The organism is Pseudomonas sp. W2I6, from assembly GCF_030815935.1.
Taxonomy (GTDB): domain Bacteria; phylum Pseudomonadota; class Gammaproteobacteria; order Pseudomonadales; family Pseudomonadaceae; genus Aquipseudomonas.
Genome location: NZ_JAUSXJ010000001.1, coordinates 5,745,054 through 5,770,264 on the forward strand (window position 1 = coordinate 5,745,054; position 25,211 = coordinate 5,770,264).

General features: G+C 58.8%; 23 protein-coding genes and 1 pseudogene. 15 read left to right on the top strand and 9 right to left on the bottom strand.

Annotation, left to right across the window (positions count from 1 at the left end):
* Nucleotides 1–289: 289 nt before the first annotated feature.
* Nucleotides 290–1,111: a hypothetical protein gene (locus QF039_RS26605; protein WP_307521515.1), complete on the bottom strand. Its 822-nt coding sequence runs from the start codon at nt 1,109–1,111 to the stop codon at nt 290–292.
* Nucleotides 1,112–1,886: 775 nt separating this feature from the next.
* Between QF039_RS26605 and QF039_RS26610 the strand changes: the two genes are divergently transcribed.
* The 4 genes from QF039_RS26610 (at nt 1,887) to QF039_RS26625 (ending at nt 5,368) form a co-directional block, all read left to right on the top strand.
* Nucleotides 1,887–2,141, top strand: coding sequence for a hypothetical protein (locus QF039_RS26610; RefSeq protein WP_011167585.1), 255 nt, complete (start codon nt 1,887–1,889; stop codon nt 2,139–2,141).
* Between the two features lie 325 nt (nt 2,142–2,466).
* Nucleotides 2,467–3,111: a hypothetical protein gene (locus QF039_RS26615; RefSeq protein WP_080394783.1), complete on the top strand. Its 645-nt coding sequence runs from the start codon at nt 2,467–2,469 to the stop codon at nt 3,109–3,111.
* The gene (locus tag QF039_RS26620) at nt 3,095–4,222 is read left to right on the top strand and encodes a hypothetical protein (protein WP_011167587.1); all 1,128 of its coding nucleotides are present in this window, start codon (nt 3,095–3,097) and stop codon (nt 4,220–4,222) included. Before QF039_RS26615 ends, QF039_RS26620 begins: the two co-directional genes overlap by 17 nt.
* Nucleotides 4,223–4,858: 636 nt before the next feature.
* Nucleotides 4,859–5,368 (top strand): cupin domain-containing protein, encoded by a 510-nt coding sequence (locus tag QF039_RS26625; RefSeq protein ID WP_003211018.1) that lies wholly within the window; start codon nt 4,859–4,861, stop codon nt 5,366–5,368.
* Between the two features lie 92 nt (nt 5,369–5,460).
* Here QF039_RS26625 and QF039_RS26630 read toward each other — a convergent pair whose 3' ends face one another.
* From QF039_RS26630 to QF039_RS26645, 4 genes are all read right to left on the bottom strand, one after another.
* Nucleotides 5,461–5,862, bottom strand: coding sequence for a type II toxin-antitoxin system HicB family antitoxin (locus QF039_RS26630; RefSeq protein WP_003211020.1), 402 nt, complete (start codon nt 5,860–5,862; stop codon nt 5,461–5,463).
* Between the two features lie 55 nt (nt 5,863–5,917).
* Nucleotides 5,918–6,100, bottom strand: a complete 183-nt coding sequence (locus QF039_RS26635; RefSeq protein WP_003211022.1) for a type II toxin-antitoxin system HicA family toxin — start codon at nt 6,098–6,100, stop codon at nt 5,918–5,920.
* A 185-nt stretch (nt 6,101–6,285) separates the two neighbouring features.
* Nucleotides 6,286–7,539, bottom strand: coding sequence for an amidase (locus tag QF039_RS26640; protein WP_307521523.1), 1,254 nt, complete (start codon nt 7,537–7,539; stop codon nt 6,286–6,288).
* Between the two features lie 10 nt (nt 7,540–7,549).
* Nucleotides 7,550–7,975, bottom strand: coding sequence for a VOC family protein (locus QF039_RS26645; protein WP_003211024.1), 426 nt, complete (start codon nt 7,973–7,975; stop codon nt 7,550–7,552).
* Nucleotides 7,976–8,088: 113 nt separating this feature from the next.
* Here QF039_RS26645 and QF039_RS26650 point away from each other — a divergent pair, with 113 nt between their 5' ends.
* A complete protein-coding gene (locus tag QF039_RS26650) occupies nt 8,089–8,955 on the top strand; it encodes a LysR family transcriptional regulator (protein WP_307521525.1) in 867 nt (288 codons plus the stop codon).
* A gap of 42 nt (nt 8,956–8,997) precedes the next feature.
* Here the strand turns inward: QF039_RS26650 and QF039_RS26655 are convergent.
* Nucleotides 8,998–11,357: pseudogene (locus QF039_RS26655) on the bottom strand (glucose/quinate/shikimate family membrane-bound PQQ-dependent dehydrogenase).
* A gap of 161 nt (nt 11,358–11,518) precedes the next feature.
* Between QF039_RS26655 and QF039_RS26660 the strand changes: the two are divergent.
* The 9 genes from QF039_RS26660 (at nt 11,519) to pqqE (ending at nt 20,470) form a co-directional block, all read left to right on the top strand.
* Nucleotides 11,519–12,001: an Lrp/AsnC family transcriptional regulator gene (locus tag QF039_RS26660; RefSeq protein WP_301050766.1), complete on the top strand. Its 483-nt coding sequence runs from the start codon at nt 11,519–11,521 to the stop codon at nt 11,999–12,001.
* A 167-nt stretch (nt 12,002–12,168) separates the two neighbouring features.
* Nucleotides 12,169–13,851, top strand: coding sequence for an NAD(P)/FAD-dependent oxidoreductase (locus tag QF039_RS26665; RefSeq protein WP_032899288.1), 1,683 nt, complete (start codon nt 12,169–12,171; stop codon nt 13,849–13,851).
* A 10-nt stretch (nt 13,852–13,861) separates the two neighbouring features.
* On the top strand, nt 13,862–14,656 hold the full coding sequence (locus QF039_RS26670) for a carbon-nitrogen hydrolase family protein (RefSeq protein ID WP_307521528.1): 795 nt from the start codon (nt 13,862–13,864) through the stop codon (nt 14,654–14,656).
* A 50-nt stretch (nt 14,657–14,706) separates the two neighbouring features.
* Nucleotides 14,707–17,079, top strand: a complete 2,373-nt coding sequence (pqqF, locus tag QF039_RS26675) for a pyrroloquinoline quinone biosynthesis protein PqqF (RefSeq protein WP_307521530.1) — start codon at nt 14,707–14,709, stop codon at nt 17,077–17,079.
* A gap of 159 nt (nt 17,080–17,238) precedes the next feature.
* The gene (pqqA, locus tag QF039_RS26680) at nt 17,239–17,313 is read left to right on the top strand and encodes a pyrroloquinoline quinone precursor peptide PqqA (RefSeq protein ID WP_003194766.1); all 75 of its coding nucleotides are present in this window, start codon (nt 17,239–17,241) and stop codon (nt 17,311–17,313) included.
* Between the two features lie 77 nt (nt 17,314–17,390).
* Nucleotides 17,391–18,302 carry a pyrroloquinoline quinone biosynthesis protein PqqB gene (gene pqqB, locus QF039_RS26685; RefSeq protein ID WP_003211040.1) on the top strand — a complete coding sequence of 304 codons (912 nt, stop codon included), beginning with the start codon at nt 17,391–17,393 and terminating at the stop codon, nt 18,300–18,302.
* A gap of 11 nt (nt 18,303–18,313) precedes the next feature.
* On the top strand, nt 18,314–19,066 hold the full coding sequence (pqqC, locus tag QF039_RS26690) for a pyrroloquinoline-quinone synthase PqqC (RefSeq protein ID WP_003211042.1): 753 nt from the start codon (nt 18,314–18,316) through the stop codon (nt 19,064–19,066).
* On the top strand, nt 19,063–19,338 hold the full coding sequence (pqqD, locus tag QF039_RS26695; RefSeq protein ID WP_003211043.1) for a pyrroloquinoline quinone biosynthesis peptide chaperone PqqD: 276 nt from the start codon (nt 19,063–19,065) through the stop codon (nt 19,336–19,338). The genes pqqC and pqqD overlap by 4 nt, the downstream gene beginning before the upstream one ends.
* Nucleotides 19,331–20,470, top strand: a complete 1,140-nt coding sequence (gene pqqE, locus QF039_RS26700) for a pyrroloquinoline quinone biosynthesis protein PqqE (RefSeq protein WP_008434380.1) — start codon at nt 19,331–19,333, stop codon at nt 20,468–20,470. The genes pqqD and pqqE overlap by 8 nt, the downstream gene beginning before the upstream one ends.
* A gap of 6 nt (nt 20,471–20,476) precedes the next feature.
* Here pqqE and QF039_RS26705 read toward each other — a convergent pair whose 3' ends face one another.
* Complete coding sequence (locus QF039_RS26705; RefSeq protein WP_003211049.1) at nt 20,477–20,635, bottom strand: YqaE/Pmp3 family membrane protein; 159 nt, start codon at nt 20,633–20,635, stop codon at nt 20,477–20,479.
* A 186-nt stretch (nt 20,636–20,821) separates the two neighbouring features.
* Nucleotides 20,822–22,102, bottom strand: coding sequence for an aspartate aminotransferase family protein (locus QF039_RS26710; RefSeq protein WP_177066805.1), 1,281 nt, complete (start codon nt 22,100–22,102; stop codon nt 20,822–20,824).
* 209 nt (nt 22,103–22,311) lie between these two features.
* Here QF039_RS26710 and QF039_RS26715 point away from each other — a divergent pair, with 209 nt between their 5' ends.
* Nucleotides 22,312–23,202: a LysR family transcriptional regulator gene (locus tag QF039_RS26715; protein WP_003211052.1), complete on the top strand. Its 891-nt coding sequence runs from the start codon at nt 22,312–22,314 to the stop codon at nt 23,200–23,202.
* Nucleotides 23,203–23,428: 226 nt separating this feature from the next.
* Here QF039_RS26715 and QF039_RS26720 read toward each other — a convergent pair whose 3' ends face one another.
* On the bottom strand, nt 23,429–25,207 hold the full coding sequence (locus QF039_RS26720; RefSeq protein WP_307521534.1) for an acyl-CoA dehydrogenase C-terminal domain-containing protein: 1,779 nt from the start codon (nt 25,205–25,207) through the stop codon (nt 23,429–23,431).
* Between the last annotated feature and the right edge of the window lie 4 nt (nt 25,208–25,211).

Below are 25,211 nucleotides of genomic sequence, written 5' to 3' on the forward strand. Positions count from 1 at the left end.
ACGGGAAGAGTCTTCCTGCGGTCTTGGACTGAGGAGTGGGGAAGCTCGTAACTGATTTTCCTTCGGTGAGGGATCGGGGAGCGGTGACTCGTGTATCCAGAAGGGTGTGCCCGTTGGAATCTATCGCCTACATTGGGAGCAGCGTGCTTGAGATCGCCAAGGGAATTTAAGTGAATGCCGGCCACCAGCAGGCGCACGAACTGGCGTCCGCTTTGTGCTGCGGAGCCACGGGCATGTAAAGTTGGTTTCTCGAATGGCCAGCCTTAAGCTGGCCACTATCTGGTCAGAGTTAGAAGTCTGGATGGATATCGTCGAAAAAGTTGGCGTGTAACTCGGACTGCAGAGAGCCAAATCGCGCAAGCAGGTCTGCTCTTAGCCCATCCAGGGCCACTGGTTCAAAATCAATCCAGTAGCTGTATGGGAGTCCATCATTCGAATCATTGGCCGTGACTTGTGCATCGGCCAGAAGCTCTGCGTCGTTGACAGTAATCTTCAACTCGTTCGCTAGGGCCTGGGCCATCGATATGCGTTTGCCACTTTCAGGCTCTTCCTCTTGAGCCCAATGCTCCCATTCTGACCTATGGTCGCGATCCGCATCAGACTCGCCGCTGGAGATCGATAAGCCTCCCTCTGCAAGAAACCACTTACCATCACGTCGCAATAGCTCGACCGTAACTGTTAGGAAAAACGCTGTACCGGAGTACATTCGTTCAGGGTCTTGCTCTCCTTGATAGGTTAGCTTGACCGCTAAAGTCAGTACCCCGTTCACTTCGTTATATTCAGTGGATCCTACGTTCAAGTCATCTATCGTGAAGCCGCTTGCATTGGTCTCCGCAATTGCTCCGGATAGTTGCTCCTCTAGCTCTAGATCCAAAGCGGTGAAGACATCATCTTCATAAATCGCATCGCTGAAATCTTTGACCCCAAACACAGCCATCATCAGACGTGGATTCTTGGGGTTCCGTTTGGCGACCACAGAAAACTCATGGTAATCAGCAAAGCCAGCCTGTCGCGCTAGAGTTTTCTGAGCGGCAGAAAGCTTCAGGCCCTGATCGTGAGCGAGTTGTTTGGCTTGAGATTTGAAGATGTTCAGCAAGGAAAAGTCAGACATGGCATTAGCTCCAAAACCTACGACGCTCTGGTGACCGATTGCCTGTTCACCGGGCAGCGTCTGGTTAGGGACATGCCGATGTAAAACGAGGGTGTGTATCAACGATGGGCTATTGCTTCGCGAAACAGGCGCCAGGCGACCATCACCGCCTAGCGTGATCATAGGTCAGAGGAAATAGCCCCCGCAATACCCCGCTGAATGTTTTCAGTAGAGTTTTTTAGCGTCATCCACTGGCCGTGGAAAGAGTTTAGGAACAGCACCTGACGGATAAAACCAAACCAGATCTAACGAAGAAATGACGCCACTGGATTGTCACTTTTAAACGCTGAGGGTGGCTGTTCTATAGGAAACAGGGACATGCAAAAGGAGTGTATTTCAAAATATTTCAAGGGAGAAACGTCGTATCCCGCGATTTAGAAGGGCTGGGCATACATACAGGTGAAAAATGGATCCAACCACTGATTTGCGCACAAGTTATCCACAGGCTTGTTGCCTTGCAATGTCATTTTAACCCCATTATCTTGTAGATCATCTCTACAACAGCACTACATGTTGTGTTTTTGGCGAGAGGCTGAGGTTTCAGTGAACACAGCGGATATGAGTGCAAAGTTTGGACGCCGAGCACACATACCCGCCAATCCCTGAGCCAATGCGGACACTGGTGGGACGCGCATTAGAGAAAAACCGACTTTGGATGTCAACCATTCAGCTCGGCTTTCCGCTCAAGGGTTGCTCCTGCCTACTCGATTTTTTCTAGATACAGGAGCACCTAATCGTGCCGAAAAATCCTAAACAAACTTCGTCTCACGTGGCCAGCTTGGCCTCCAAAATCCTGCGTAGTGATAGCTCCTCGGCCATCCAGAAGGAATTGGCAGGGTCGGCCATGGCTCAAGCTTCGACCGGCAAGCAAACCGGTGCCGATATGGAGACTAAAGCCAGTCATGTCCTCGACAGCAACAAGTACAACGCCACCACCAAGACCCTAGCGGCCTCGGTACTCGCCCAATCGAACAAAGAGCGGGGTGAGTAAAAATGGCTCAGTATTTCGTGAACCGTAATGCACAGACCAATGGTGACCACGAGGTGCATACCAGTACGTGCATCTATTTGCCGGCACTCCATAACCGCCTTGATCTTGGCTATCACACCACCTGTGTGACCGCTGTTCGCCAGGCTCGCAACACCTACCAGCAGTCGAACGGTTGCCGGACGTGTTCCTCGGTATGCCATACCCAGTAATTTTGAAGTTTCATCGGAAGCTCTGGGCGGCTTTGCTGCTGCCCATCTTCTGCAGGTTAATGGGCTTCCGGGACATTAAGTCTATTCAAAGTTGCGTCTGATGAAGGTTGCGCCTAATGATTCACGATCATGAATACAGCCTATTGGGCGGGGTAAATCGAGCTCTGATTGGCCGGTACTTGACACTACTGGCAAGCGCGATTTCCGGCATTGCGGTTTTTTTGCTGCTGTCAGCTGAAGATTTGGCTAAAAAGTATGACCTGCCTGTAAATCTTCCACCGACAGCCCTGTCACTAATTGGCGCAGGTATAGTTTTTGCCCTGCTGTACGCTCTATTCAATAAGACAGTTTGGAAATGGCGCTGGGCAGTTAAATATCTAAAAGTTCCTGATCTGTCGGGAGAGTGGCAGTGCACTGGAACAACACTGGACACCGAAGGAAATCCGATTCGTTCTTGGCAAGCCGATGTATATATTTGTCAAACTTGGGACAAGATTAGAGTGCGATTGAAGACACATCAATCAGGCTCCAACAGTATCACTGCGGCGTTGGTTCACGATGAAGCTGACGGATACCGCCTTCTTTATAACTACCGGAATGATCCTAATCCCGGCGAACCTGAGCTTCGGGGACATGTTGGCAGCGCAAACCTTTTGTTTACTAAATCACTAGATTGCGCACAGGGTGACTATTTTAACGGTTACGGTCGGCCCACCTATGGGCGAATGGAGCTGAGGAGAAAAAATGAACACACCAATTAACGAACGAATCAATCGTCTGCGCTCCAGACGCTCGGGCCTTGATAGATCCTCTGTAATCGCGATGGATGCGAAGGATTTCATCGTGAACCGAAGCCTTACAAAAGAGGCGTGGGAACATAGGGTTAAAGACAAGCCGAATACAACATTTGCTTTAGGCGCTATGCAGGAGGTAGATCCTACCTACACCCGCATCAGCATCGAAACCGCAGAACGGGTTAGCAACCAGTTGTCTAAGAGGACAAGCGGCAATCTTGAATTCGAGCTACAGGGATCAGTACCACTGAATGTCCATATTCGAGGGGTCAGTGATGTCGACCTTTTAGCGATAGAAGCTGACTTTCATACCTATGATGCCCGTGGGTACATGAGTACATCGGGTCAGTACCGTTCACCGACCTCACGCACCTCAGTTGGGGTGTTAACTGCTCGCAGGGGGGAAATTAGTAAAGCTCTTCGCGATGCGTTTCCCGCTGCGACAATTGACACCTCTGGCTCCAAGGCCATTAAATTGCAAGGAGGGTCATTAGCGCGTCCAGTTGATGTCGTGCCTTCCCACTGGCATGACACTATTAGTTATCAAGCATCTGGTCAGAAACATGACCGTGCTGTCACCATCCTAGATTCGCATAAAAACACCACGATTGAAAACTGGCCTTTCCTGCACATCAAAAAAATACGAGAACGATGTGAAACCACGAGTGGTGGGCTCCGCAAATCAATAAGATTATGTAAAAACATAAAGGCAGATCTCGAGGCGGAAGGAAAAGCTGTAACGATCTCCAGCTTTGATATTGCCTCAATAATGTACCACGCCAACATGCATAGTCTCTCCGTTGGCGCCTACTATGAATTAGCGATATTAGCTGAGACCCAAAGATATTTGGATTACTTGTGGAACAACAAGGAAGAAGCGAGGCGACTGATAGTGCCAGATGGATCTCGCTTTATATTTAACACGGAAGACAAGTTTAACGGCTTGATGCATCTCTCCGTGGCCATGGACAGTCTCCTTCGGGAGGTCGCTAAAGAGCAAAGCTTCCTGCTGAGCTTATCCGAGAAGCCTATGCTCGATGCCAGCAGGGTAGCTGTGACCAACGCGATCATTTTGTAAAGATCGCGTGCAGCGTTTGGAGACCCGTGCAGAGATCCACCGAGCTGGATGCCGACTGCCATGCAGATGAGTTATCCGCTGGCTACCAGTCATTGGTTAAGGTCGGTTTTTTTGTGACCACTTGAATTCCAGTGCATAGTTGGCGACATCGGCGATGAAGCGCGGGGTTCCATTCCGCTGCATCTGAGAAATTTCAGGCAGCGGCTCACCTGACAATACTAGGATATTCCGAGTACGCTCCGGAGGGCGCCTGCTGGGCAAGATCGGATGCCTTGCGTTGTCGGAAGCAATAGATATCTAAAAACTGGGATGAGGTGACATTTATTCAAATGCCACACCGAGGTGATATTTGAAAAACGTTGCCACTGAATCTTCCGATTACCAAAATTGCCCATTCCCTCTAGAGATTACAGGCCACAAGACCGGACGGACAGTATCTAAACAGGATATTTACGCACCACATAATGGTTCGAGTCCTACTGGGCCCACCATCTTGAAAGCCGCGCATTGCGCGGCTTTGTCGTTTCTGGCGCGTGAGTCGTGCAGCAATGAAACATTAGTTAGTTGTCCCGAACGGCTAAGGCGCTGACCATGATTCCCAGTCAACGCCAATTCAGCACGAGGGAAACTTGTTCCATGCATCAGCAAAAACGCTCGCCGCGCAACGCAATCCACAGCCTGGGCATGCGTGCCGCAGCCACCGTCGCAATCACCCTCGCCACCTTGAGCGGTGCACAAGCTGCCCCCGCCGCCACTGACACCATCAAGGCATTCAAGCTGTGCACCGGCGCCGACAACAACTCCCACGTACTGGAAGGCACTATCGACCAGAGCACGCGCAACGACGTGACTGCCATTCACTTCAAGCAAACCCCGGCGCACGCCTCGTATGGCTGGCATAACGACCCGGAGCCACAGTACGTCATGACGCTGTCCGGCACCCTGGCGTTCGTGACACGCGGCGGTGAGAAGTTCACGTTGCATCCGGGTGAAGTACTGATCGCCGAAGACAATACCGGCACCGGGCATCGCTGGAATCTGGTGGACGATCAACCGTGGCGGCGAGGGTACGTGGTGCTGAAGCCGGGCGCGCCGGATTCATTTATCCCGAACGATCCTGCGGCTGCGAAGGTGTGCAAGGGGTAGTAGTCTCGCTGATCACACCTCCTCGAAAAAAAGAAAGACTTACGCTTTGCGGCGTAAGCCTTTTTTGTACTGCGTGCTCTACCGGCCCGTTATCAAACGGAAAGTTCGCGCAAAGCCGCCGTCGCCAGGAACCCAGAGCGCGAGGCATAGCGATGGTCTTTTTGCACTCGCTCATCGATACGATTCAAAAGTTGCTCAGGCAGTGAGGCGTTGAACCTGACTGACTTGCCCAGGTAAGGAGTGAGATCAAAGTCGATCACCGCCCACACGCCACCCGCAAAGTCCGGATTCTCCAAATGGACGTCGACCTCTCTAGCCTGAGGAAGCCGCTCCTCATCAGCAACCAATCCCTCGAGGTGCAGCGCTAAAGCTTCGCGGACATTATCCAGAGCTTCGGAAAAGGTTGTGCCCGCAGAAAAGCAACCTGGCACGTCCGGGACGGTCACGCTGTAATCTGAATCAGCGTCTTTGTGTATCACCACTGGAAATTTCATTTTTCCTCCTTTGAATGAGCCGCAGCGGGATCATTCACCACATAACCTACGGTCATCACTTCAGGCCTGCTGATTTCAAAATGCTGTGCAAGGTCCCCTTGGCTATCTCTGATTTAGGATGAGGAACCGTCACCCGGCCGGGCTTGGTTGAGTGCTTGAATTGATGGTGACTGCCTTTCGCCGCCACCTCAAACCATCCATCCGCCATCAGCAAGTCAATTACCTCTCTGCTTCTCATCGCGCCCGCGCCACAGTGTGTATCTTACACACCGAAGGTATCCTGCAGCATCTTTTATACACACAGGACACACCAATGAAAAAAGCCCGCTCATTTCTGAACGGGCTCATGCGAAGAATATGATGACTACGCCTATCGCCGCTTCGCCAGCGAACTAATGTCAGTTTTTGTGCCTTGACTGACTCTCAGCTTACCAACGCATTAACAATGACTTGCGCCGTACCCAGCAACGGCGCATCCCCTCTGAACGCCCCAATCACCTGCAACCCCACCGGCAACTCCCCTTCCCCACGCATCACCGGCACATTCACCTGCGGCAATCCAAACGCGCCCCAGAACTTGATGAAGTCCGACGGGCCCGTGGTCGCCAACCCCAACGGCGCCAACATCCCGCAGGAAACACTCAACATCGCATCAAACGGCTGGCAGATTTGCGCAAGCTGCGGGGCGAGTTGTACCAAGCGGGCCTTGGCTGCCGACTCCTGCTCCCAACTCGTCGTCTGGGCGCGCTCGATCATGGCCAACGTCGAGTCGCTGAGTAGTTCGGGATGAGACTGAAACTCCTTGGCCAATGAACGGGCACCTTCGCAATCGTTGATCAACTGGTGATCGTCGAATACTCCGTCGAACGCCTCGGGCAACACGACTTCACTGACAAGAGGCCCCAACCTGGCTATCGCTAGCTCAATCGCCTGGGCCACCACCGGCTGCACATCCGACCAGCGAGAAGTACGGCAGAAACCAAGCCGCAAAGGCCGACGACCGACCTCAACAGCCGGAAACCCTCGAATCAACACCTGCGCCACCCGCTCAAGATCACGCACCGAACGGCCATACCAACCCACGGTATCGAAGCTCGGCGCCAGGGGTTTCACGCCTTCCAGCGAGACCAGTCCAAACGAAGGTTTGAAGGCAAACAACCCGCAATAAGCCGCAGGCTTGAGCAACGACCCAGCCGTCTGGGTCCCCAACGCCAACGGGAAAAACCCGGCCGCCATCCCCGCCGCGGAACCCGCGCTGGAGCTACCCGGAGTGCAGGACAAATCCAGCGGATTACGCGTCGGCCCGGTGTTCATGTAGGCAAATTCGGTGGTGTGGGTCTTGCCCATGATAATCGCGCCCGCCTGGCGTAGCAGCGTCACCACATGGGCATCCCGCGATGGACGATTACCCAGGTAAATCGGCGAATAGAATTCCGTTGGGTGGTCGGCGGTATCAAAGATGTCCTTGACCCCCACGGGCACGCCGGCGAGCAGACCGGCGCAGCCCTCAAGCCCACAGGCTTGCTTGCTCACCGCCTCAGCGTCGAAGGATACAAACGCCTGGATATCTGGTTCGTCGACACCTATGCGCGCAAGAAAGTGTTCAGCAACCAAAGCCGGCGTAATCGCCCCCGAACCCACCGCCTCGGCGATGCCCGTTGCATCCAGGCCATTCATCAAAGCGCCCTCACTTGGCAAACAACTGCCCAATGTCCTTGAACGCCTTGAACTCCAACGCGTTGCCGCACGGGTCAAACAGAAACAACGTCGCCTGCTCGCCCACCTGGCCTTTGAAACGAATATGCGGTTCCAACACAAACTGGGTATTGCGCGCCTGCAAACGCTCCGCCAACGCATGCCAATCATCCCAACTCAACACCACGCCAAAATGCGGCACCGGCACGTCGTGACCGTCTACCGCATTGGTGTGCGCCGCCTCTTGAGAAGCGGTTTTCGGATGCTCATGAATCACCAATTGATGCCCGAAGAAGTCGAAGTCGACCCAGTGATCACTGGCTCGTCCCTCCTCCAACCCAAACACCTCGCCATAAAACTGCCGCGCTGCCGCCAGGTCGAATACCGGAATTGCCAGGTGAAAAGGAGCCAGTGCCATCAGGTCTAACCTCTATGGGTATTAAGTCCTTGCGAGTCTAGCCTTGCCGTAACCGATGGAAAGACGATAGTTTTCGCAGCGAGCTCAAATTATTTTGATCAATCGAGAGGCCCATGCTGCGGGAACTGAAAACCTTTATCGCCGTTACCCGCCATGGCACGTTCGCCGCAGCGGGCATGCATATCGGGCTGACACAATCGGCGGTGAGTGCGCAGATCCGTCAGTTGGAGCAGGTGCTCGGCGTGCAGTTGTTCGACCGAACCGGGCGCCAGGCCACGCTGAACGCGGCGGGGATCCGCGCGCTGCCGCTGGCCAGGGAGATTCTCGAGACGTTCAACCGCATGGCCGTGCCGGTGGATGCCAACGAATTCCGTGGCGAGCTGAAAGTCGGCGCCATCACCACCGCCCAGACCGGCCTGCTGCCCCAGGCTCTGGTGCGTTTGCGCCAGGCGGCGCCGACGGTGGAGTGCAAGTTGGTGCCGGGAGTTTCCCTGGAGCTGCTCAGCCAGGTGGATGCAGGCGAACTCGACTCGGCGATCATCATTCGCCCACCCTTTGACTTGCCCAAGGAACTGCACGTGCAACTGCTGCGCAGGGAGCCGTTTGTGTTGATCGCGCCGCTGACGATCGAGGGTGATGACCCGCTGCAACTGCTCGCCGCTCATCCTCACGTGCGCTACGACCGGGCTTCGTTTGGCGGGCGGCTGGTCAGTCGCTTCCTGCGGGATCAGCGGCTGGACGTGCAAGTGGCGCTGGAACTGGACGAGATCGAGGCGCTGGTCAAAATGGTCGAATGCGGCCTGGGCGTTTCACTGGTTCCCCACGCCGGACTATGGCTGGACCGATCCCCGCAGGTGCGTGTCATCCCGCTGGGCGAGCTGACCTTTAACCGGGAAATCATCTTGCTGAGCCGCTACAGCCAGCGCAACCTTCCGGTGCCACAACTCTTTGCCCGATGCCTGCTGGCAGACACGATCTAAGACGCAAAAAAAAGCCGCACATCCATGCGGCTTTTTCATGCCCTATTTCTTGGGCAACGCGTAGGCAATCACATAATCCCCACGGTCCGGCGACTGTCGCGCGCCGCCAGCGGTGAGCACGATGTACTGCGTGCCGGTCTTGGGCGACACGTAGGTCATCGGCCCCGACTGGCTACCCACCGGCAGCCGTGATTTCCAGATCTCGTTGCCGTTGCCGGTGTCGAAAGCGCGCAGGTAGAAGTCCTGGGTGCCGGCGAAGAACAACAGACCAGACTGGGTCGCCAGCGATGCGCCAAGGGTCGGCATGCCAATCGGAATCGGCATGTGCATGCGGATACCCAGCGGCCCGGTGTCTTCAACCGTGCCCACCGGCACTTGCCACATCAGCTTGTGGGTTTTCAGATCGATGGCCGACATAGTGCCAAACGGCGGTTTCTGACACGGAATGCCCGCCGCCGAGAGGAAGCGCTCGCGCATCGCGCCGAATGGCGTACCGTCTTGCGGCACTACGCCCATTTCGATGCCACTGGCACCGGCGGCGATCTTGTCGCGCGGAATCATGTAGTTGGCCAAACCCAGGCGCATGTCGTTGACGAACATATAGTGGGTGTTCGGGTCCACCGACACGCTGCCCCAGTTCATACCCCCAAGCGAACCCGGGAATTGCAGCGCACGGTCCAGGCCTGGCGGCGTATAGACGCCCTGGTGACGCATGCCCTTGAACTGGATGCGGCACATCAGTTGGTCAAACGGCGTGGCGCCCCACATGTCGGATTCGGTCAGCTGCTGATTGCCGATCGAAGGCATGTCCACCGAGAACGGCTGAGTCGGCGAATAACGCTCGCCGGGCACGTTGCCCTGGGGCACCGGGCGCTCTTCAACCCTGGCGATGGGCACGCCGGTTTCGCGGTTGAGCAGGAAGATCTCGCCTTGCTTGGTGACTTGAGCCAGTGCTGGCTGTACGCCGCCGTTGCCGTCCGGAATGTCGTAGAGCAGCGGTTGCGCCGGCAGGTCAAAGTCCCACAGGTCGTGGTGAGTGGTCTGGAAGTGCCAGCGCACCTGGCCGGTCTTCACGTCGATGGCGACGATGGAGGAGCTCCACTTGTCGTCATAGGCGGTACGTTCACCGGCGAAGAAGTCCGGGGTGGCGTTACCGGTGGGCAGGTAGACCAGGCCGAGCTTGGCGTCGTAAGACATGGCCGACCATACGTTCGGCGTGCCACGGGTGTAGGTCTCTCCTGCAGGTGGGCGTTTGGTGGTGTTCGGGTTGCCCGGATCCCAGGCCCACACCAGTTCGCCGCTGTGCACGTCAAAGGCGCGCACCACGCCTGGCGGTTCACCGGTGGAGAAGTTGTCCGCCACGCGTCCACCCACGATCACAACATTTCCCGCCACCAGTGGCGTCGAGGTTTGCTGGTAATAACCGGGCTTCACTTCGCCCATGTCGGTCTTCAGGTCGACGGTGCCGTGGTCGCCGAAGTCTTCGCAAGGCGCACCGGTTTCAGCATTGATCGCAATCAACCGGGCATCGCCGGTCGGCAGAAACAGACGTTTCACACAGGCTTTGGCGCCGGCGGGTTGCTCGCTGGCACTGCTGTCGAAATACCCCAGGCCACGGCAACGCTGCCAGTTGGGGCCGCTGCCCTGGGGATCGAATTTCCAGCGTTGGGCACCGGTATCGGCATCCAGGGAAAACACTTTGCCGTAGGCGGTGCACACGTAAACGCTGTCACCGATCTGCAGCGGGGTGTTCTGGTCTTCGGCACCGGCGCCATTGCTCTCGGGGATGTCGCCGGTGTGGAAGGTCCAGGCCACCTGCAACTTGTCGATGTTGCCTTTGTTGATCTGGTCCAGCGCGGCAAACCGATTGCCGGCGGTGGTGTTGCCCCAGTGGGCCCAGTCTTTTTGCTCGGTGCCCGGCGTTACCGCAGTCACCGCAGGCTCACTGCTGGCCTTGACCACGTGGGTCGGTACAAACATGTACGCCAGGGTGGCGACCACGCCCAGGCCCAGCAGCCCGGCAACGCCATAGGCGCCGCGCCCGGGTGTCGATCCGGAAGCGCGGGCGAGCTGTGGATAAATCAGCGCGACTACCAGGCCGATGACGGCGAAGGTCAGGACTCGCGAAACCAACGGCCAGTATTCCAGACCGGTATCCCACACCGCCCAGGTCGCCGTCAGCACCAATGCCACGGCGTACAGCCATGCGCCCTGAGGCCGGCGCTTGGCGATCAGCACACCAGAGACCAGCATCGCCAGGCCCTCAGCAGGAAATACCAACTGCCGCCCAGCACTACGAGGTAACCGCCACCGCCTGCCAAACCCAGGCCGATCAAGGCGATCAGCAGGCCCAGCCCAACCAGCAACCATCTGCTGCCGGTGGCAGCCCCAAAGTTATTCATCGCGCAAACGTCCTTCCTGTATACCTAACGCAAAATAATGTACCAAACAGTTACTTTTCACAATCTGGCACAAAATAATGTGTTCGATCAGCGGCGAAAATAAATTCCCGGCCGGGCGGGCAGTATCGCCAGGACCGAGCCTGTAACATGCTCGCCCATTGATGCCCGCGCCGGAGAACACCTTGTCCGCCTCTCACCCTCCCGTCCTCGATGAAATCGATCGCCAGTTGATCGCCGCCTTGCAGATCAACGCGCGTGAAAGTGTGGCCATGCTTGCCCGGCAACTGGGCATCGCGCGCACCACCGTCACCTCACGCCTGGCGCGCCTGGAAAAAACCCAGGTGATTACCGGCTATGGCGTGCGCCTCAGCCAGCGGGTGGTGGATGGTGGTTTGCAGGCCTACGTGGGGATCACCGTGCAACCGCGCTCCGGCAAGGAAGTGCTGCGCCGGATCAGTACCATGGCGCAGGTTCAGCAGTTATGTGCGGTAAGCGGCGAGTTCGATTACGTGGCCTGGCTGCGCACCGATTCGCCGGAACAGCTGGATCAACTGCTGGACCAGATCGGCAGCGTCGATGGCGTGGAGAAGACCACCACCTCGATCATCCTCAGTAACAAACTGGATCGCGGACAACCAATCTGACCAGCAATCTCGTCATTCTGACTAAAAACAATTCAATCCGACGACACATTGCGTCTTATTAACGAACGCTACGCTCCCTAGAATGGCTGCCATCTTTTCCTATACTCAGCGGGTCGCGCCCCGCCGAGCCGCCAGCAAGGTCAGCCATGAGCATTCCTTCCAGCACCATCAGCAAGACCAATCGCCACCCCGCCACCGGTAAAAAGCCGATCACCATCTTTGGCCCGGACTTCCCGTTTGCCTTTGATGACTGGATCGAACATCCGGCGGGCCTGGGCAGCATTCCGGCGGCCAACCACGGCGCCGAAGTGGCGATCGTCGGCGCCGGGATTGCCGGGTTGGTGGCCGCCTACGAGCTGATGAAGCTGGGACTTAAACCCGTGGTGTATGAAGCCTCGAAAATGGGTGGCCGCCTGCGCTCCCAGGCGTTTGAAGGCGCCGAAGGCATCATTGCGGAACTGGGTGGCATGCGTTTCCCGGTGTCCTCCACCGCGTTCTACCACTACGTCGACAAACTCGGGCTGGAGACCAAACCCTTCCCCAACCCGCTGACGCCGGCTTCCGGCAGCACGGTCATCGACCTCGAAGGCCAGACGCACTACGCACAGAAACTCGCTGACCTTCCTGCACTGTTCCAGGAAGTGGCTGACGCCTGGGCCGACGCCCTGGAAGCCGGCTCGCAGTTCGCCGATATCCAGCAAGCCATCCGCGACCGTGACGTACCGCGCCTGAAAGAGCTGTGGAATACGCTGGTTCCGTTGTGGGACGACCGCACCTTCTACGACTTCGTGGCGACCTCCAAAGCGTTCGCCAAGTTGTCCTTTCATCACCGCGAAGTGTTCGGCCAGGTCGGTTTCGGCACCGGCGGCTGGGACTCGGACTTCCCCAACTCGATGCTGGAAATCTTCCGCGTGGTGATGACCAACTGCGACGATCACCAGCATCTAGTGGTCGGCGGCGTCGCCCAAGTGCCCATGGGCATCTGGCGCCATGTGCCGGAGCGTTGCGCCCACTGGCCGGAAGGCACCAGCCTCAGTTCCCTGCACAACGGTGCGCCACGGGCCGGGGTCAAGCGCATTGCCCACGCGCCGGACGGCCGTTTCGCCGTCACCGACAACTACGGTGACACCCGCGAATACGCCGCCGTGCTGACCACCTGCCAGAGCTGGCTGCTGACCACCCAGATCGAGTGCGACGAAACCCTGTTCTCGCAAAAGATGTGGATGGCCCTGGACCGCACCCGCTACATGCAGTCGTCGAAGACCTTCGTGATGGTCGACCGGCCATTCTGGAAGGACAAGGATCCAGAGACAGGCCGTGACCTGATGAGCATGACGCTGACGGATCGCCTGACCCGCGGCACCTATCTGTTCGACAACGGTGACGACAAGCCGGGGGTGATTTGCCTGTCCTACTCCTGGATGAGCGATGCGCTGAAAATGCTTCCGCAACCCATCGAGAAACGCGTGAAACTGGCTCTGGATGCGCTGAAGAAGATCTACCCGAAAGTCGACATCGCCGCGCGGATCATCGGCGATCCGATCACCGTGTCATGGGAAGCAGACCCGCATTTCCTCGGTGCTTTCAAAGGCGCACTTCCCGGCCACTATCGCTACAACCAACGGATGTATGCGCACTTCATGCAGAAGGACATGCCGGCGGAGCAACGCGGTATTTTCATCGCCGGTGACGACGTGTCCTGGACCCCGGCGTGGGTTGAAGGCGCCGTGCAAACCTCGCTGAACGCGGTGTGGGGCATCATGACTCACTTCGGTGGCAGCACTCACCCGCAGAACCCGGGGCCGGGGGATGTGTTCGACGAGATCGGGCCGATCGCACTGCCCGAGTAAGGAGTTGCCCATGCGTGTTGCCCTGTATCAATGCCCGCCTTTGCCGCTGGACGTGGCCGGTAATCTCAAGCGCCTGCATCAGTTGGCGCAAGAGGCCACCGACGCCGACCTGCTGGTACTGCCGGAGATGTTTCTCACCGGCTATAACATCGGCGTGGAAGCGGTCGGCGCCCTGGCTGAAACCCAGGACGGTCCCGCTGCCCAATCCATCGCCGCGCTGGCGAGAAGCTCGGGCGTGGCGATTCTGTATGGCTATCCGGAGCGCGGTGCAGACGGGCAGATCTACAACGCCGTGCAGCTGATCGACGCCAACGGCCAACGCCTGTGCAACTACCGCAAGACCCACCTGTTTGGCGATCTCGACAACTCGATGTTCAGCGCCGGGGACGATGATTTTCCGCTGGTGGAATTGAACGGCTGGAAGCTGGGTTTCCTGATTTGCTATGACCTGGAATTCCCGGAGAACACCCGGCGCCTGGCGCTGGCCGGGGCGGAGTTGATCCTGGTGCCGACGGCCAATATGGTGCCCTTCGATTTCGTCGCCGATGTGACCGTGCGGGCGCGGGCGTTTGAAAACCAGTGTTATGTGGCCTACGCCAATTACTGCGGGCAGGAAGGCGAGATCCAGTATTGCGGGCAAAGCAGCATCGCCGCGCCGGATGGCCAGCGGATTGCCCAGGCCGGTCTGGATGAAGCGCTGATCGTGGGCACACTCGATCGGCAGTTGATGGTCGACTCACGCGCGGCCAATCGCTACCTGCTGGACCGTCGCCCCGAGCTTTATGGGGCGTTGCACAAGCACTGATCCCGCAGGTTTGCGCTAGCATAGGCACTTCCTACGTTTCGGAAGTGCTCATGCCTGCGCCGGCCCACCCTCATCACCTTCAATTGACCCTGGCCAGCGGCCTGCGGGTTTCCTTGCATCATGCGCCGCGCTTGAAGCGCGCCGCGGCTGCCTTGCGCGTTGCAGCGGGCAGCCACGATGTACCCTTGGCGTGGCCGGGACTGGCGCATTTTCTTGAGCATTTATTGTTCCTGGGCACCGAGCGTTTTCCTGCAAGCGAAGGGCTGATGGCCTACGTCCAGCGCCAGGGTGGGCAGGTGAATGCCAGCACCCGCGAGCGCACTACCGACTTTTTCTTTGAGGTGCCTGTTACGGCATTTGAAGCCGCACTGGAGCGCCTGGGGGACATGCTCGCCCATCCGCGCCTGGCCCTGGAAGACCAGTTGCGTGAGCGCGAAGTATTGCAGGCGGAGTTTATTGCCTGGTCGCAAGATGCCACGGCGCAACAGCAACAAGCGTTGCTGGAAGGTGTTGCGGCGGGTCATCCGTTGCGCGCGTTTCATGCGGGCAACCGGGATAGCTTGGCGGTAGAGCGTGAGGATTTTCAGCAGGCGTTGCGGGATTTTTATGAAGGTTTCTATCATTGCGGGCAGATGACCTTGAGCCTTGCGGGCCCTCAGTCGCTGGTGGAGCTGGAGGCATTGGCGCATCAGTTTGGCGCTGCGCTGAAGACTGCACCTCTGCGGCGACAGACGCCGGCGCCAGCGTTGCTGGCCGGCAATCAACGTACTTATCAACACACCGATGAACACCACTGGCATCAGGTGGTGGCAAGCGAGGCTTCCCCTGAGGCGCTGGATTTCCTCTGCCTGTGGCTGAACACTTCGGCGCCCGGCGGGTTGCTCGCCGAGTTGCAGTCGCGGCAGTTAGTCAGTGCCATTAACACAACGGCGCTGTATCAATTTGCCGGACAGGCGTTGTTGGATATCAAGTTCACCCTGGACACTCAGGGTGCGCAGCAGACGACACTGATCGAAGAACTGCTGCACGACTGGCTGAGCTTTTTCGCACACAGTGACTGGGCGCCCCTGCGGGAAGAGCACGCCTTGCTGCTTGCTCGCAAACAACAGGTCAGTGGTGCCCTGGCATTGGCCCGGCAGGACAAGGAACTGGTCCTGTCCGAGCAGAGCGCCAGCTCCCTCAAGACCCTGCTGGACTCGCTGCAATTGCCGCCGTCCCGGCACGCCTGGCAACTGCCGCCCACCAATCCGTTCCTGCAGCCGGCAGCCAGGGAAGAGCGCCCGGGGCTGATTCGCGGGCAAACCAGCGCCCATCGCGGCCTGCGCACGTTCGCCCAGGATCGCTCCCGTGGGCGAAAGGACTTTTCGGCGCTGACCTTCAGCCAGGCCTTGCCAGGCGACACAGATGAAGGCGCGCTCTACCTGCGCTGGCATCTGGATTCGCCGCTGGATGCAGAGCTTTTCCCACGGCTGCGTGAGAACGCCAGCCAGGCTGGCGTCCAGTTGTCTTTCGAGACAATCGGCGGTCACTGGCAGCTGAAGATGCTAGGGCTGCACGAACCCATGCCCGCGATATTGGAGGAAGTGGCACGCGAGCTGACCCGGCTCGACGAAAATGCCGGAGCGTCATCCTCCCCGGCGCCGGCAATGGCGATCCGGCAGTTACTCAAGGCATTACCCGAGTATTGCGCCGACATCCCAGCTGCACAGCAGGTTGCCGGGCAAGACCGATGGTCAACCGCTCGCTGGCAAGGGCTTGCCGTGGGACTGCCCGCCGCCTGCGAGACGGCGATAAAAAGTGCAGCCGGGAAACTGCCCGGCCAACCCCAAGCGGCTATCAGCGAACTGCCGTCAATCAGCAGCCAGCATCGTTGGCACGAAGTCAGGACCGATTCCAGCGACGCCGCGTTGCTGCTGTTCTGCCCGACACCCACAGGTTCCCTGGCGGACGAGGCTTGCTGGCGCCTCCTCGCACATCTGGTGCAAGCGCCGTTCTACCAGCAACTGCGTGTTGAGCTTCAATTGGGCTACGCGGTGTTCAGCGGCATCCGACAGTACAACGGGCAAACCGGCCTGCTGTTTGGGGTGCAATCCCCAAGCGCGTCTCTTGAGCAAATACTTGATCACCTGCAGGCGTTCCTGAAGCAACTGCCCGCGCTGATCAACGCCAGCGAACTGCCGAACGATCTGGCCCGGCAATTTTCCCTCGACGCCCTACCCACTTCCCAAGCCGCTGAACTGCTCTGGCACGCGCACTTGGCAGGCCACCCGTCGGATTACATCCAGCAGCTGCAAGATTTCATCCAGACCCGCACCCGCGAGGATTTAATGGTAGCTGCACAGCAACTCGATGCTGCTGCAGGCGGATGGCGCTGTGTGGCCAATGGCGCTTGTGCCGCCGGCTCCTGGCAACGATCTGGCTGATCATTGCCGCTTCGGTAAAAGGCTTTTTCCCGCAGGACAGCGCTATCTTCAAAAGAAGTACGTAACATTCACATGCACACATCTGAACATCTCCGCTTGGAGGTGGACTATATGTATTACTTGGTAGTAAACGTCCCTTCCCTTCGTAGGAGTAAGAACATGACTTGGTCCAAACCTGCTTACACTGATCTGCGTATCGGCTTTGAAGTCACCATGTACTTTGCCAGCCGCTGATTGGCTTTGTATCGCAATGCAACGCCTCGGCTCGCCCGGGGCGTTTTTATTTTTGAGTTGTGTGTAATGGAGCGGCCATGTTTGTCCAGATTCTAGGTTCCGCCGCGGGCGGTGGTTTCCCGCAATGGAACTGCAACTGCGTGAACTGTGCAGGTTTTCGCGACGGCAGCCTGCGGGCCGAGGCGCGTACCCAGTCGTCCATCGCGATTTCCGATGACGGCGTGAACTGGGTGCTGTGCAACGCCTCGCCAGATATCCGCGCCCAGCTTCAAGGCTTCGCCCCGATGCAACCGGGCCGCGCGCTGCGGGATACCGGCATCAGCGCGATCATCCTGATGGACAGCCAGATCGACCACACCACCGGCCTGCTCAGCCTGCGCGAAGGCTGCCCGCACCAGGTGTGGTGCACCGACATGGTCCATGAAGACCTGAGCACCGGCTTCCCGCTGTTCACCATGCTGACCCACTGGAACGGCGGCCTGGCCTGGAACCGCATCGAGCTGGACGCCAGCTTCACGATCCCCGCCTGCCCCAACCTGCGCTTCACACCATTGCCGCTGCGCAGTGCGGCACCGCCCTACTCGCCTCACCGATTCGACCCACACCCGGGCGACAACATCGGCCTGATCGTCGAAGACCTGCGCACCGGCGGCAAGCTGTTCTATGCGCCGGGCCTGGGCAAGGTTGACGCACCGTTGCTGGAAATAATGGCCGGCAGCGATTGCCTGCTGGTGGACGGCACGATGTGGGACGACGACGAAATGCAGCGCCGTGGCGTCGGCACCCGCACCGGTCGCGAGATGGGCCACCTGGCACAAAACGGCCCCGGCGGCATGCTGGAAGTGCTGGAGCAGTTGCCCAAGCAGCGCAAGGTGCTTATCCACATCAACAACACCAACCCGATCCTGGATGAAGACTCGCCCGAGCGAGCCGAGCTGCTGCGACGCAATGTGGAAGTGGCGTACGACGGCATGAGCATTGAATTGTAGGAGCGAGCCAAATGACTGACACACCGCTGACCACCGCCGAGTTCGAACAGGCCCTGCGCGCCAAGGGCGCCTTCTACCATATCCATCACCCGTATCACGTGGCGATGTACGAAGGCCGCGCCACCCGCGAGCAGATCCAGGGCTGGGTCGCCAACCGTTTTTATTACCAGGTGAACATTCCCCTCAAGGACGCCGCGATCCTGGCCAACTGCCCGGACCGGGAGATTCGTCGTGAGTGGATCCAGCGCCTGCTGGATCACGACGGCGCTCCCGGCGAAGACGGCGGCATTGAAGCCTGGTTGCGCCTGGGACAGGCCGTCGGCCTCGACCCGGATCAACTGCGCTCCCAGGAGTTGGTACTGCCGGGCGTACGATTTGCGGTAGACGCCTACGTCAACTTCGCCCGCCGGGCCAGCTGGCAGGAAGCCGCCAGCAGTTCCCTGACCGAGTTGTTCGCCCCGCAGATCCACCAGTCGCGCCTCGACAGCTGGCCCCAGCATTACCCATGGATCGACCCCGCCGGCTATGAGTATTTCCGCACCCGCCTGGGCCAGGCTCGCCGGGATGTGGAGCACGGTCTGGCCATCACCCTGCAGCACTACACCACCCGCGAAGGCCAGGAGCGCATGCTGGAAATTCTCCAGTTCAAACTGGACATTCTTTGGAGCATGCTCGATGCAATGAGCATGGCTTATGAACTGAAACGCCCGCCGTATCACAGCGTGACCGACCAGCGTGTATGGCATAAGGGGATCACCCTATGAGCTTCGATCGCAGCAAAAAACCGACCTGGCGCCAGGGCTATCGTTTCCAGTACGAACCGGCGCAAAAAGGCCATGTGCTGCTGTACCCGGAAGGCATGATCAAGCTCAACGACAGCGCCGCGTTGATCGGTGGCTTGATCGACGGCGAGCGCGATGTCAGCGCAATCATCGCCGAGTTGGACAAGCAGTTCCCTGGCGTGCCCGAGCTCGGTGAAGACATCGAGCAATTCATGGAGGTTGCCCGTGCTCAGCACTGGATCGAACTTGCCTGACCTGCCACCCAAGCCGGAAATCGGCCTGCCGCTCTGGTTGCTGGCCGAGCTGACCTACCGCTGCCCGCTGCAATGCCCGTACTGCTCCAATCCGCTGGATTTCGCCGAGCAGGGCAAGGAACTGAGCACGGAACAGTGGATCAAGGTATTTCGTGAAGCCCGGGAAATGGGCGCTGCGCAACTGGGGTTTTCCGGCGGTGAGCCGCTGGTGCGCCAGGACCTCGCCGAACTGATCGCTGAGGCGCGCAAGCTGGGTTTCTATACCAACCTGATCACCTCCGGCATCGGCCTCACCGAGCAGAAGATCAGCGACTTCAAGAAGGCCGGCCTGGACCATATCCAGATCAGTTTCCAGGCCAGTGACGAGCAAGTGAACAACTTGCTGGCCGGCTCGAAAAAAGCCTTCGCGCAAAAACTCGAAATGGCCCGGGCAGTGAAAGCCCATGGCTACCCGATGGTGCTGAACTTCGTCACCCATCGGCACAATATCGACAAGATCGACCGCATCATTGAGCTGTGCATTGCGCTGGAAGCGGACTTTGTCGAGCTTGCCACCTGCCAGTTCTACGGCTGGGCCCAGCTCAATCGGGTCGGCCTGTTGCCGACCCAGGAACAGCTGGTGCGCGCCGAACGCATCACCAACGAATACCGCGCCAAGCTCGAAGCCGAAGGCCACCCGTGCAAGCTGATATTCGTCACGCCGGATTACTACGAGGAACGCCCGAAAGCCTGCATGAATGGCTGGGGCAGCATCTTTCTGACAGTAACGCCGGACGGTACTGCCCTGCCGTGCCACGGCGCCCGACAGATGCCGGTGCAATTTCCCAATGTGCGCGACCACAGCATGCAACACATCTGGTACGACTCGTTTGGCTTCAACCGCTTTCGCGGCTACGACTGGATGCCCGAGCCGTGCCGTTCATGTGACGAGAAGGAAAAGGACTTCGGTGGGTGCCGCTGCCAGGCGTTCATGCTGACCGGAGATGCCAGCAACGCCGACCCGGTGTGCAGCAAATCGGAGCATCACGGCATGATCCTCCAGGCCCGCGAAGAAGCGGAGCACGCCACCCAGACCATCGAGCAACTGGCCTTTCGCAATGAGCGCAACTCACGGCTGATCGCGAAAGGCTGAGGTCTTTTAGCGTTTGGCGATGATGTACACCGCGTGCACGATGCCGGGAATGTAACCGCACAAGGTCAGCAGGATGTTCAGCCAGAACGCGCCAGCGAAACCCACTTGCAGGAACACACCCAGTGGCGGCAGCAGAATGGCGATGATGATGCGAATGATATCCATGGGTTCAGCTCCAGAAAATCGGCTCGTGTGAGCCGTACAAGCTAATCGACCTTGGCCGTTGGTAAGGGTTCAGTGGGATCTGGCACTCAGCCATCGTCCAATTCGCGGACAAAAAAACGCCCCCAGCCAAAACAATCAGGCTGGAGGCGCCGCGTATACCGCGAGACGGTTCAGGAAATATGGGGCTTAAACGGCAATGCCCTTGCGGCATTGCAGCTGTGCAGTGCGCACCCGGGAGAAGGCACGGGCCAGACGCAGGAGCATTTCGTCGACGTTGCTTTTGCTCAATGTGAGCGCCGGGGTGAAGCGCAGGCAATCGGGTTGCGGCGCGCTCAGGATCAGGCCTTCACTGAGCGCGGCGTTTACCACCGCATCTGCCGAATCCTCCGACAGAGTCAGTCCCCACATCAGGCCCTGGCCGCGCAGTTCACCCTGGTCATAGCGATGCGCCAGGCGGGCAAGCCCTTCACCCAGGTAAGTGCCGACCTCGCAGACGTGTTCAAGAAATCCGTGGTTCAGCACCGTATCAAGCACCGCCACACCGGCGGAAGCCATCAGCGCGTTGCCGTGGTGGGTGCCTTCCAGCTCACCCAGCTCAAAACAACACGCTTTGCCCCGTGCCAGCAAAGCCGCCAGCGGCACACCACCCCCCAAGCCCTTGCCCAGGGTGATGATGTCGGCGCGAACGCCATAGTGCTGTTCGGCGAGCAACGTGCCACAACGGCCGGTGCCGGTTTGCACTTCATCGAGAATCAACAGGATTCCCAGCTCACGGCACAGGCGTTCGACACCCTTGAGGTAATGCTCGGTCGCGGGAATGACACCGGCATCGTTCTGGATCGGTTCCAGCATGATTGCCACGGTTTGCGCATCCACCGCCGCGTGCAGCGCCGGCAGGTCGTTGAACGGCACGTGGCTGAAACCTGGCAACTGGGGCTCAAAACGGTTTTCACTGGCGGCTGCCGAGGCTGACATCGCGGCAAAGCTGCGGCCATGGCAACCATTGCTCGCGGTGATGATGCGATAGGCGCCGCCACGGTGCAGTTGGCCCCATTTGCGCGCCAGCTTGATAGCCGCTTCGCAGGCTTCGGCGCCGCTGTTGAGCAGGTAGGCCTGGTCGCTGCCGGTGCGATGGCACAGGCGGTCGGCGAGGTTCAGTTGAACGCGGTTGTGCAGGCTATTACCGGGATTGATCAGCGATTGGGCCTGATCGGCCAACGCCTGGGTCAGTACCTGCGGGCTATGGCCCAGGCTGTTGGCGCCGCCACCCTGGCTGAAGTCGAGATAGGCGCGGTCTTCGCTGTCCCACAGCCAGGAGCCCTGGCCGCGTACAAACACCTGGGGCGGGCGGGCCACACTGGGCATCAGGCAATCGCTGGAAAGATCGTCTCGCAGAGCCGGGGTCTTCGCCTCGAGGATCAGATCATCCAGGCTGGGGGCGGGGCGACGCAGGTTGAACAGGTTCATGGATGAACCCCTTTGGCAATCGCACCTTGGTCGGTATTACCGATAAACCCATGGCGGAGGTTTTTTGCCTTGCCTATGCAAACACCGTCAACATAAACACTACTCATCGTGCTTTCCGGCCCTGTAAGCCCTGTGAATAGGCGCTAGACTAGGCGCCTTGGGGGCACTCGGCCATTTCGATTTTCCAGCATTTTCGATAAGCATTACTTATGGATTTCAAGCAACTGCGTTATTTCGTCGCGGTGTACGAAGAAGGCCATGTGGGGCGGGCAGCGGAGCGCCTGTCGATCTCCCAGCCAGCTTTATCGCAGCAGATTCGCCAGCTCGAGCAAAACCTTGATGTGAGCCTGTTCGAACGCAGCAGCAAGCGCCTGCTGCCGACCCTCGCCGCCCACACTTTGTATAACCACGCCCTGCCCTTGCTCGACGGTATGCAGCACGCGGTGGAAGCACTGCGCAACTTCAAGGGCCAGGCACTGCGCACCTTGGCGATCGGCGTGCTGCAAACCGTACACACCAGCCTGGTGCCGCAGATGCTCGAACGGGTGCGCAAGGCCCAGCCGCACCTGGTCGTACAGATCTACGAGCTGACCGGGATGGAAATCGAACGCCGGCTGCTCAACGGCTCGCTGGATATCGGCATCAGCTACCTGCCGCCACGCCAGCCGGGGCTGCACGGCGTGCTGCTGTATGAAGATGAACTGAAGGTGGTCATCCCGGCTGATCACCCGCTGCGGGAATTCAAGAAAGTCTCCCTGAAGCAAGCCGCCGAGTTACCCATGTTGCTGCTGGGGGAAGAGTTTCAGGTGCGCCAGATATGGCAAGGTCAATTGGCCAACCTGGGCCGACGCCCGCAAGTGCAGGCCGAGTTGAATACGATGGCGGGGATTCTCGACAGCCTGCCCCACACCAAGCTGGCGACGGTGCTTCCCGGACGCTCCCAGGATGAACACAACAGCAAGGCGTTGCTGTGGAAACCCTTGAGCGAACCACGGGTGCCGTTGAAAGTGGGGTTGGTGTGCCGGGATGTGCAGCGCCAGCAGGCGACGCTGGAATTGTTGCGCACGCTGCTGGAAGACGTGATGAACGCGCCCGCCTGACTTTTTCGCAGGCAAAAGAAAACCCCGCCGAAGCGGGGCTTTGCAGACTGTTTCCCTGACATCCATTTCACTCCGCCTTCCTGGCAGAATCCTACGTGTCCGTGTTGTTGCTTTGCGCTTCCTGCGCGACGTCCATGTGAAGTAGATTATCCGTGGATCCAATTTGGCGATAGAGGACGAATAGCAGCACGTCATGTAAGAGAATGCTTACACGCCCTCCAAGCCCTTAGAACAGTGCTTCATCCAGCAAGAACAGCGATTCGCTACCGGCTTTTACCGAGGCGCTGAGGGACTCGATCCGCGGCAGCAAGCGCGCAAAGTAGAAACGCGCGGTGCCCAGCTTGCTCGCGTAGAAGTCTTCCTGAGCCTCTTTACCCAGAGCCGCCTTGGCCATCAGGGCCCACATGTAGGCATAAGCCATGTAGCCGAACGCGTGCAGGTATTCCACGGATGCCGCGCCGATTTCATTCGGGTTGGATTTGGCGCGGTCCAGCAGCCAGGCGGTCAGTTCGTCCAGGTCATCCACGGCCGCGTCCAGCGGTTTGGTGAATTCGGCCAGTTCGGCGCCGGCAGTGGCGGTGAAATGGCGGATCTCATCAGCGAACAGCTTGTAGAACGCCCCACCGCTGCCGACGATCTTGCGTCCCACCAGGTCCAGGGCCTGAATGCCGTTGGTGCCTTCGTAGATCTGGGTGATGCGCACATCACGCACCAGTTGCTCCTGGCCCCATTCGCGAATGTAGCCGTGGCCGCCGAAAATCTGCTGGCCGTGCACGGTGGTTTCCAGGCCCAGGTCGGTCAGGAACGCCTTGGCAACCGGGGTCAGCAGAGCAACCAGATCGTCCGCGCGTTTGCGGGCGGTGGCGTCTTCGCTGAACTTGGCGGTGTCGAGCTGCATCGCCACATAGGTGGAGAACGCACGGCCACCTTCGTTCGAGGCTTTCATGGTCAGCAGCATGCGCCGCACGTCCGGGTGGACGATGATTGGGTCAGCGACCTTGTCCTTGGCTTTCGGACCGGTTGGCGAACGGCTTTGCAGGCGGTCGCGCGCATATTCGATAGCGTTCTGATAAGAGCGCTCACCGGAGGCCAGGCCCTGGATGCCCACACCCAGGCGCTCGTAGTTCATCATGGTGAACATCGCGGCCAGGCCACGGTTCGGCTCGCCCACCAGGTAGCCCACGGCTTCGTCGAAGTTCATCACGCAGGTCGCAGACGCCTGGATGCCCATCTTGTGTTCGATGGAGCCGCAGGTCACCGGATTGCGCGCCCCCAGGCTGCCGTCGGCATTGACCATGAACTTGGGCACCAGGAACAGCGAAATACCCTTGGGACCCGCCGGTGCGTCCGGCAGCTTGGCCAGCACCAGGTGGATGATGTTCTCGGTGAGGTCGTGCTCGCCACCGGTGATGAAGATCTTGGTGCCGCTGACCTTGTAGGAACCGTCTGCCTGAGGCTCGGCCTTGGTCCGAATTATCCCCAGGTCAGTGCCGGCATGAGGTTCGGTCAGGCACATGGAACCGGCCCACACGCCGGAGTACATATTCGGCAGGTAAGTGGCCTTGAGCTCTTCACTGGCGTGGGTGTTGATCGACACGCAGGCGCCGGAGGTCAGCATCGGGTACAGGCCGAAGGCCAGGCCCGAGGAGTTGATCATCTCTTCTACCTGGGCCGACACCGCCTTGGGCATGCCCATGCCGCCGTACGCCGGGTCGCCGCCAACACCTACCCAACCGCCTTCAGCGTAGGTTTTGTAGGCGTCCTTGAAGCCAGCCGGGGTGAAGACCGCGCCATTCTCCCAGCGGCAGCCTTCTTCGTCGCCGCCGCGGCTGAGCGGGGCGACGGTCTTGGAGGTGACTTTGCCGGCTTCTTCGAGGATTGCCTCAACGGTCTCGGCGTCGACGGTCTCCGCCAGCGCGGGCAGTTGGGCCCAGAGTTTGGCGACCTCGAAAACTTCGTTGAGGACGAAGCGCATATCGCGCAGCGGCGCTTTGTAGTCAGCCATGGCA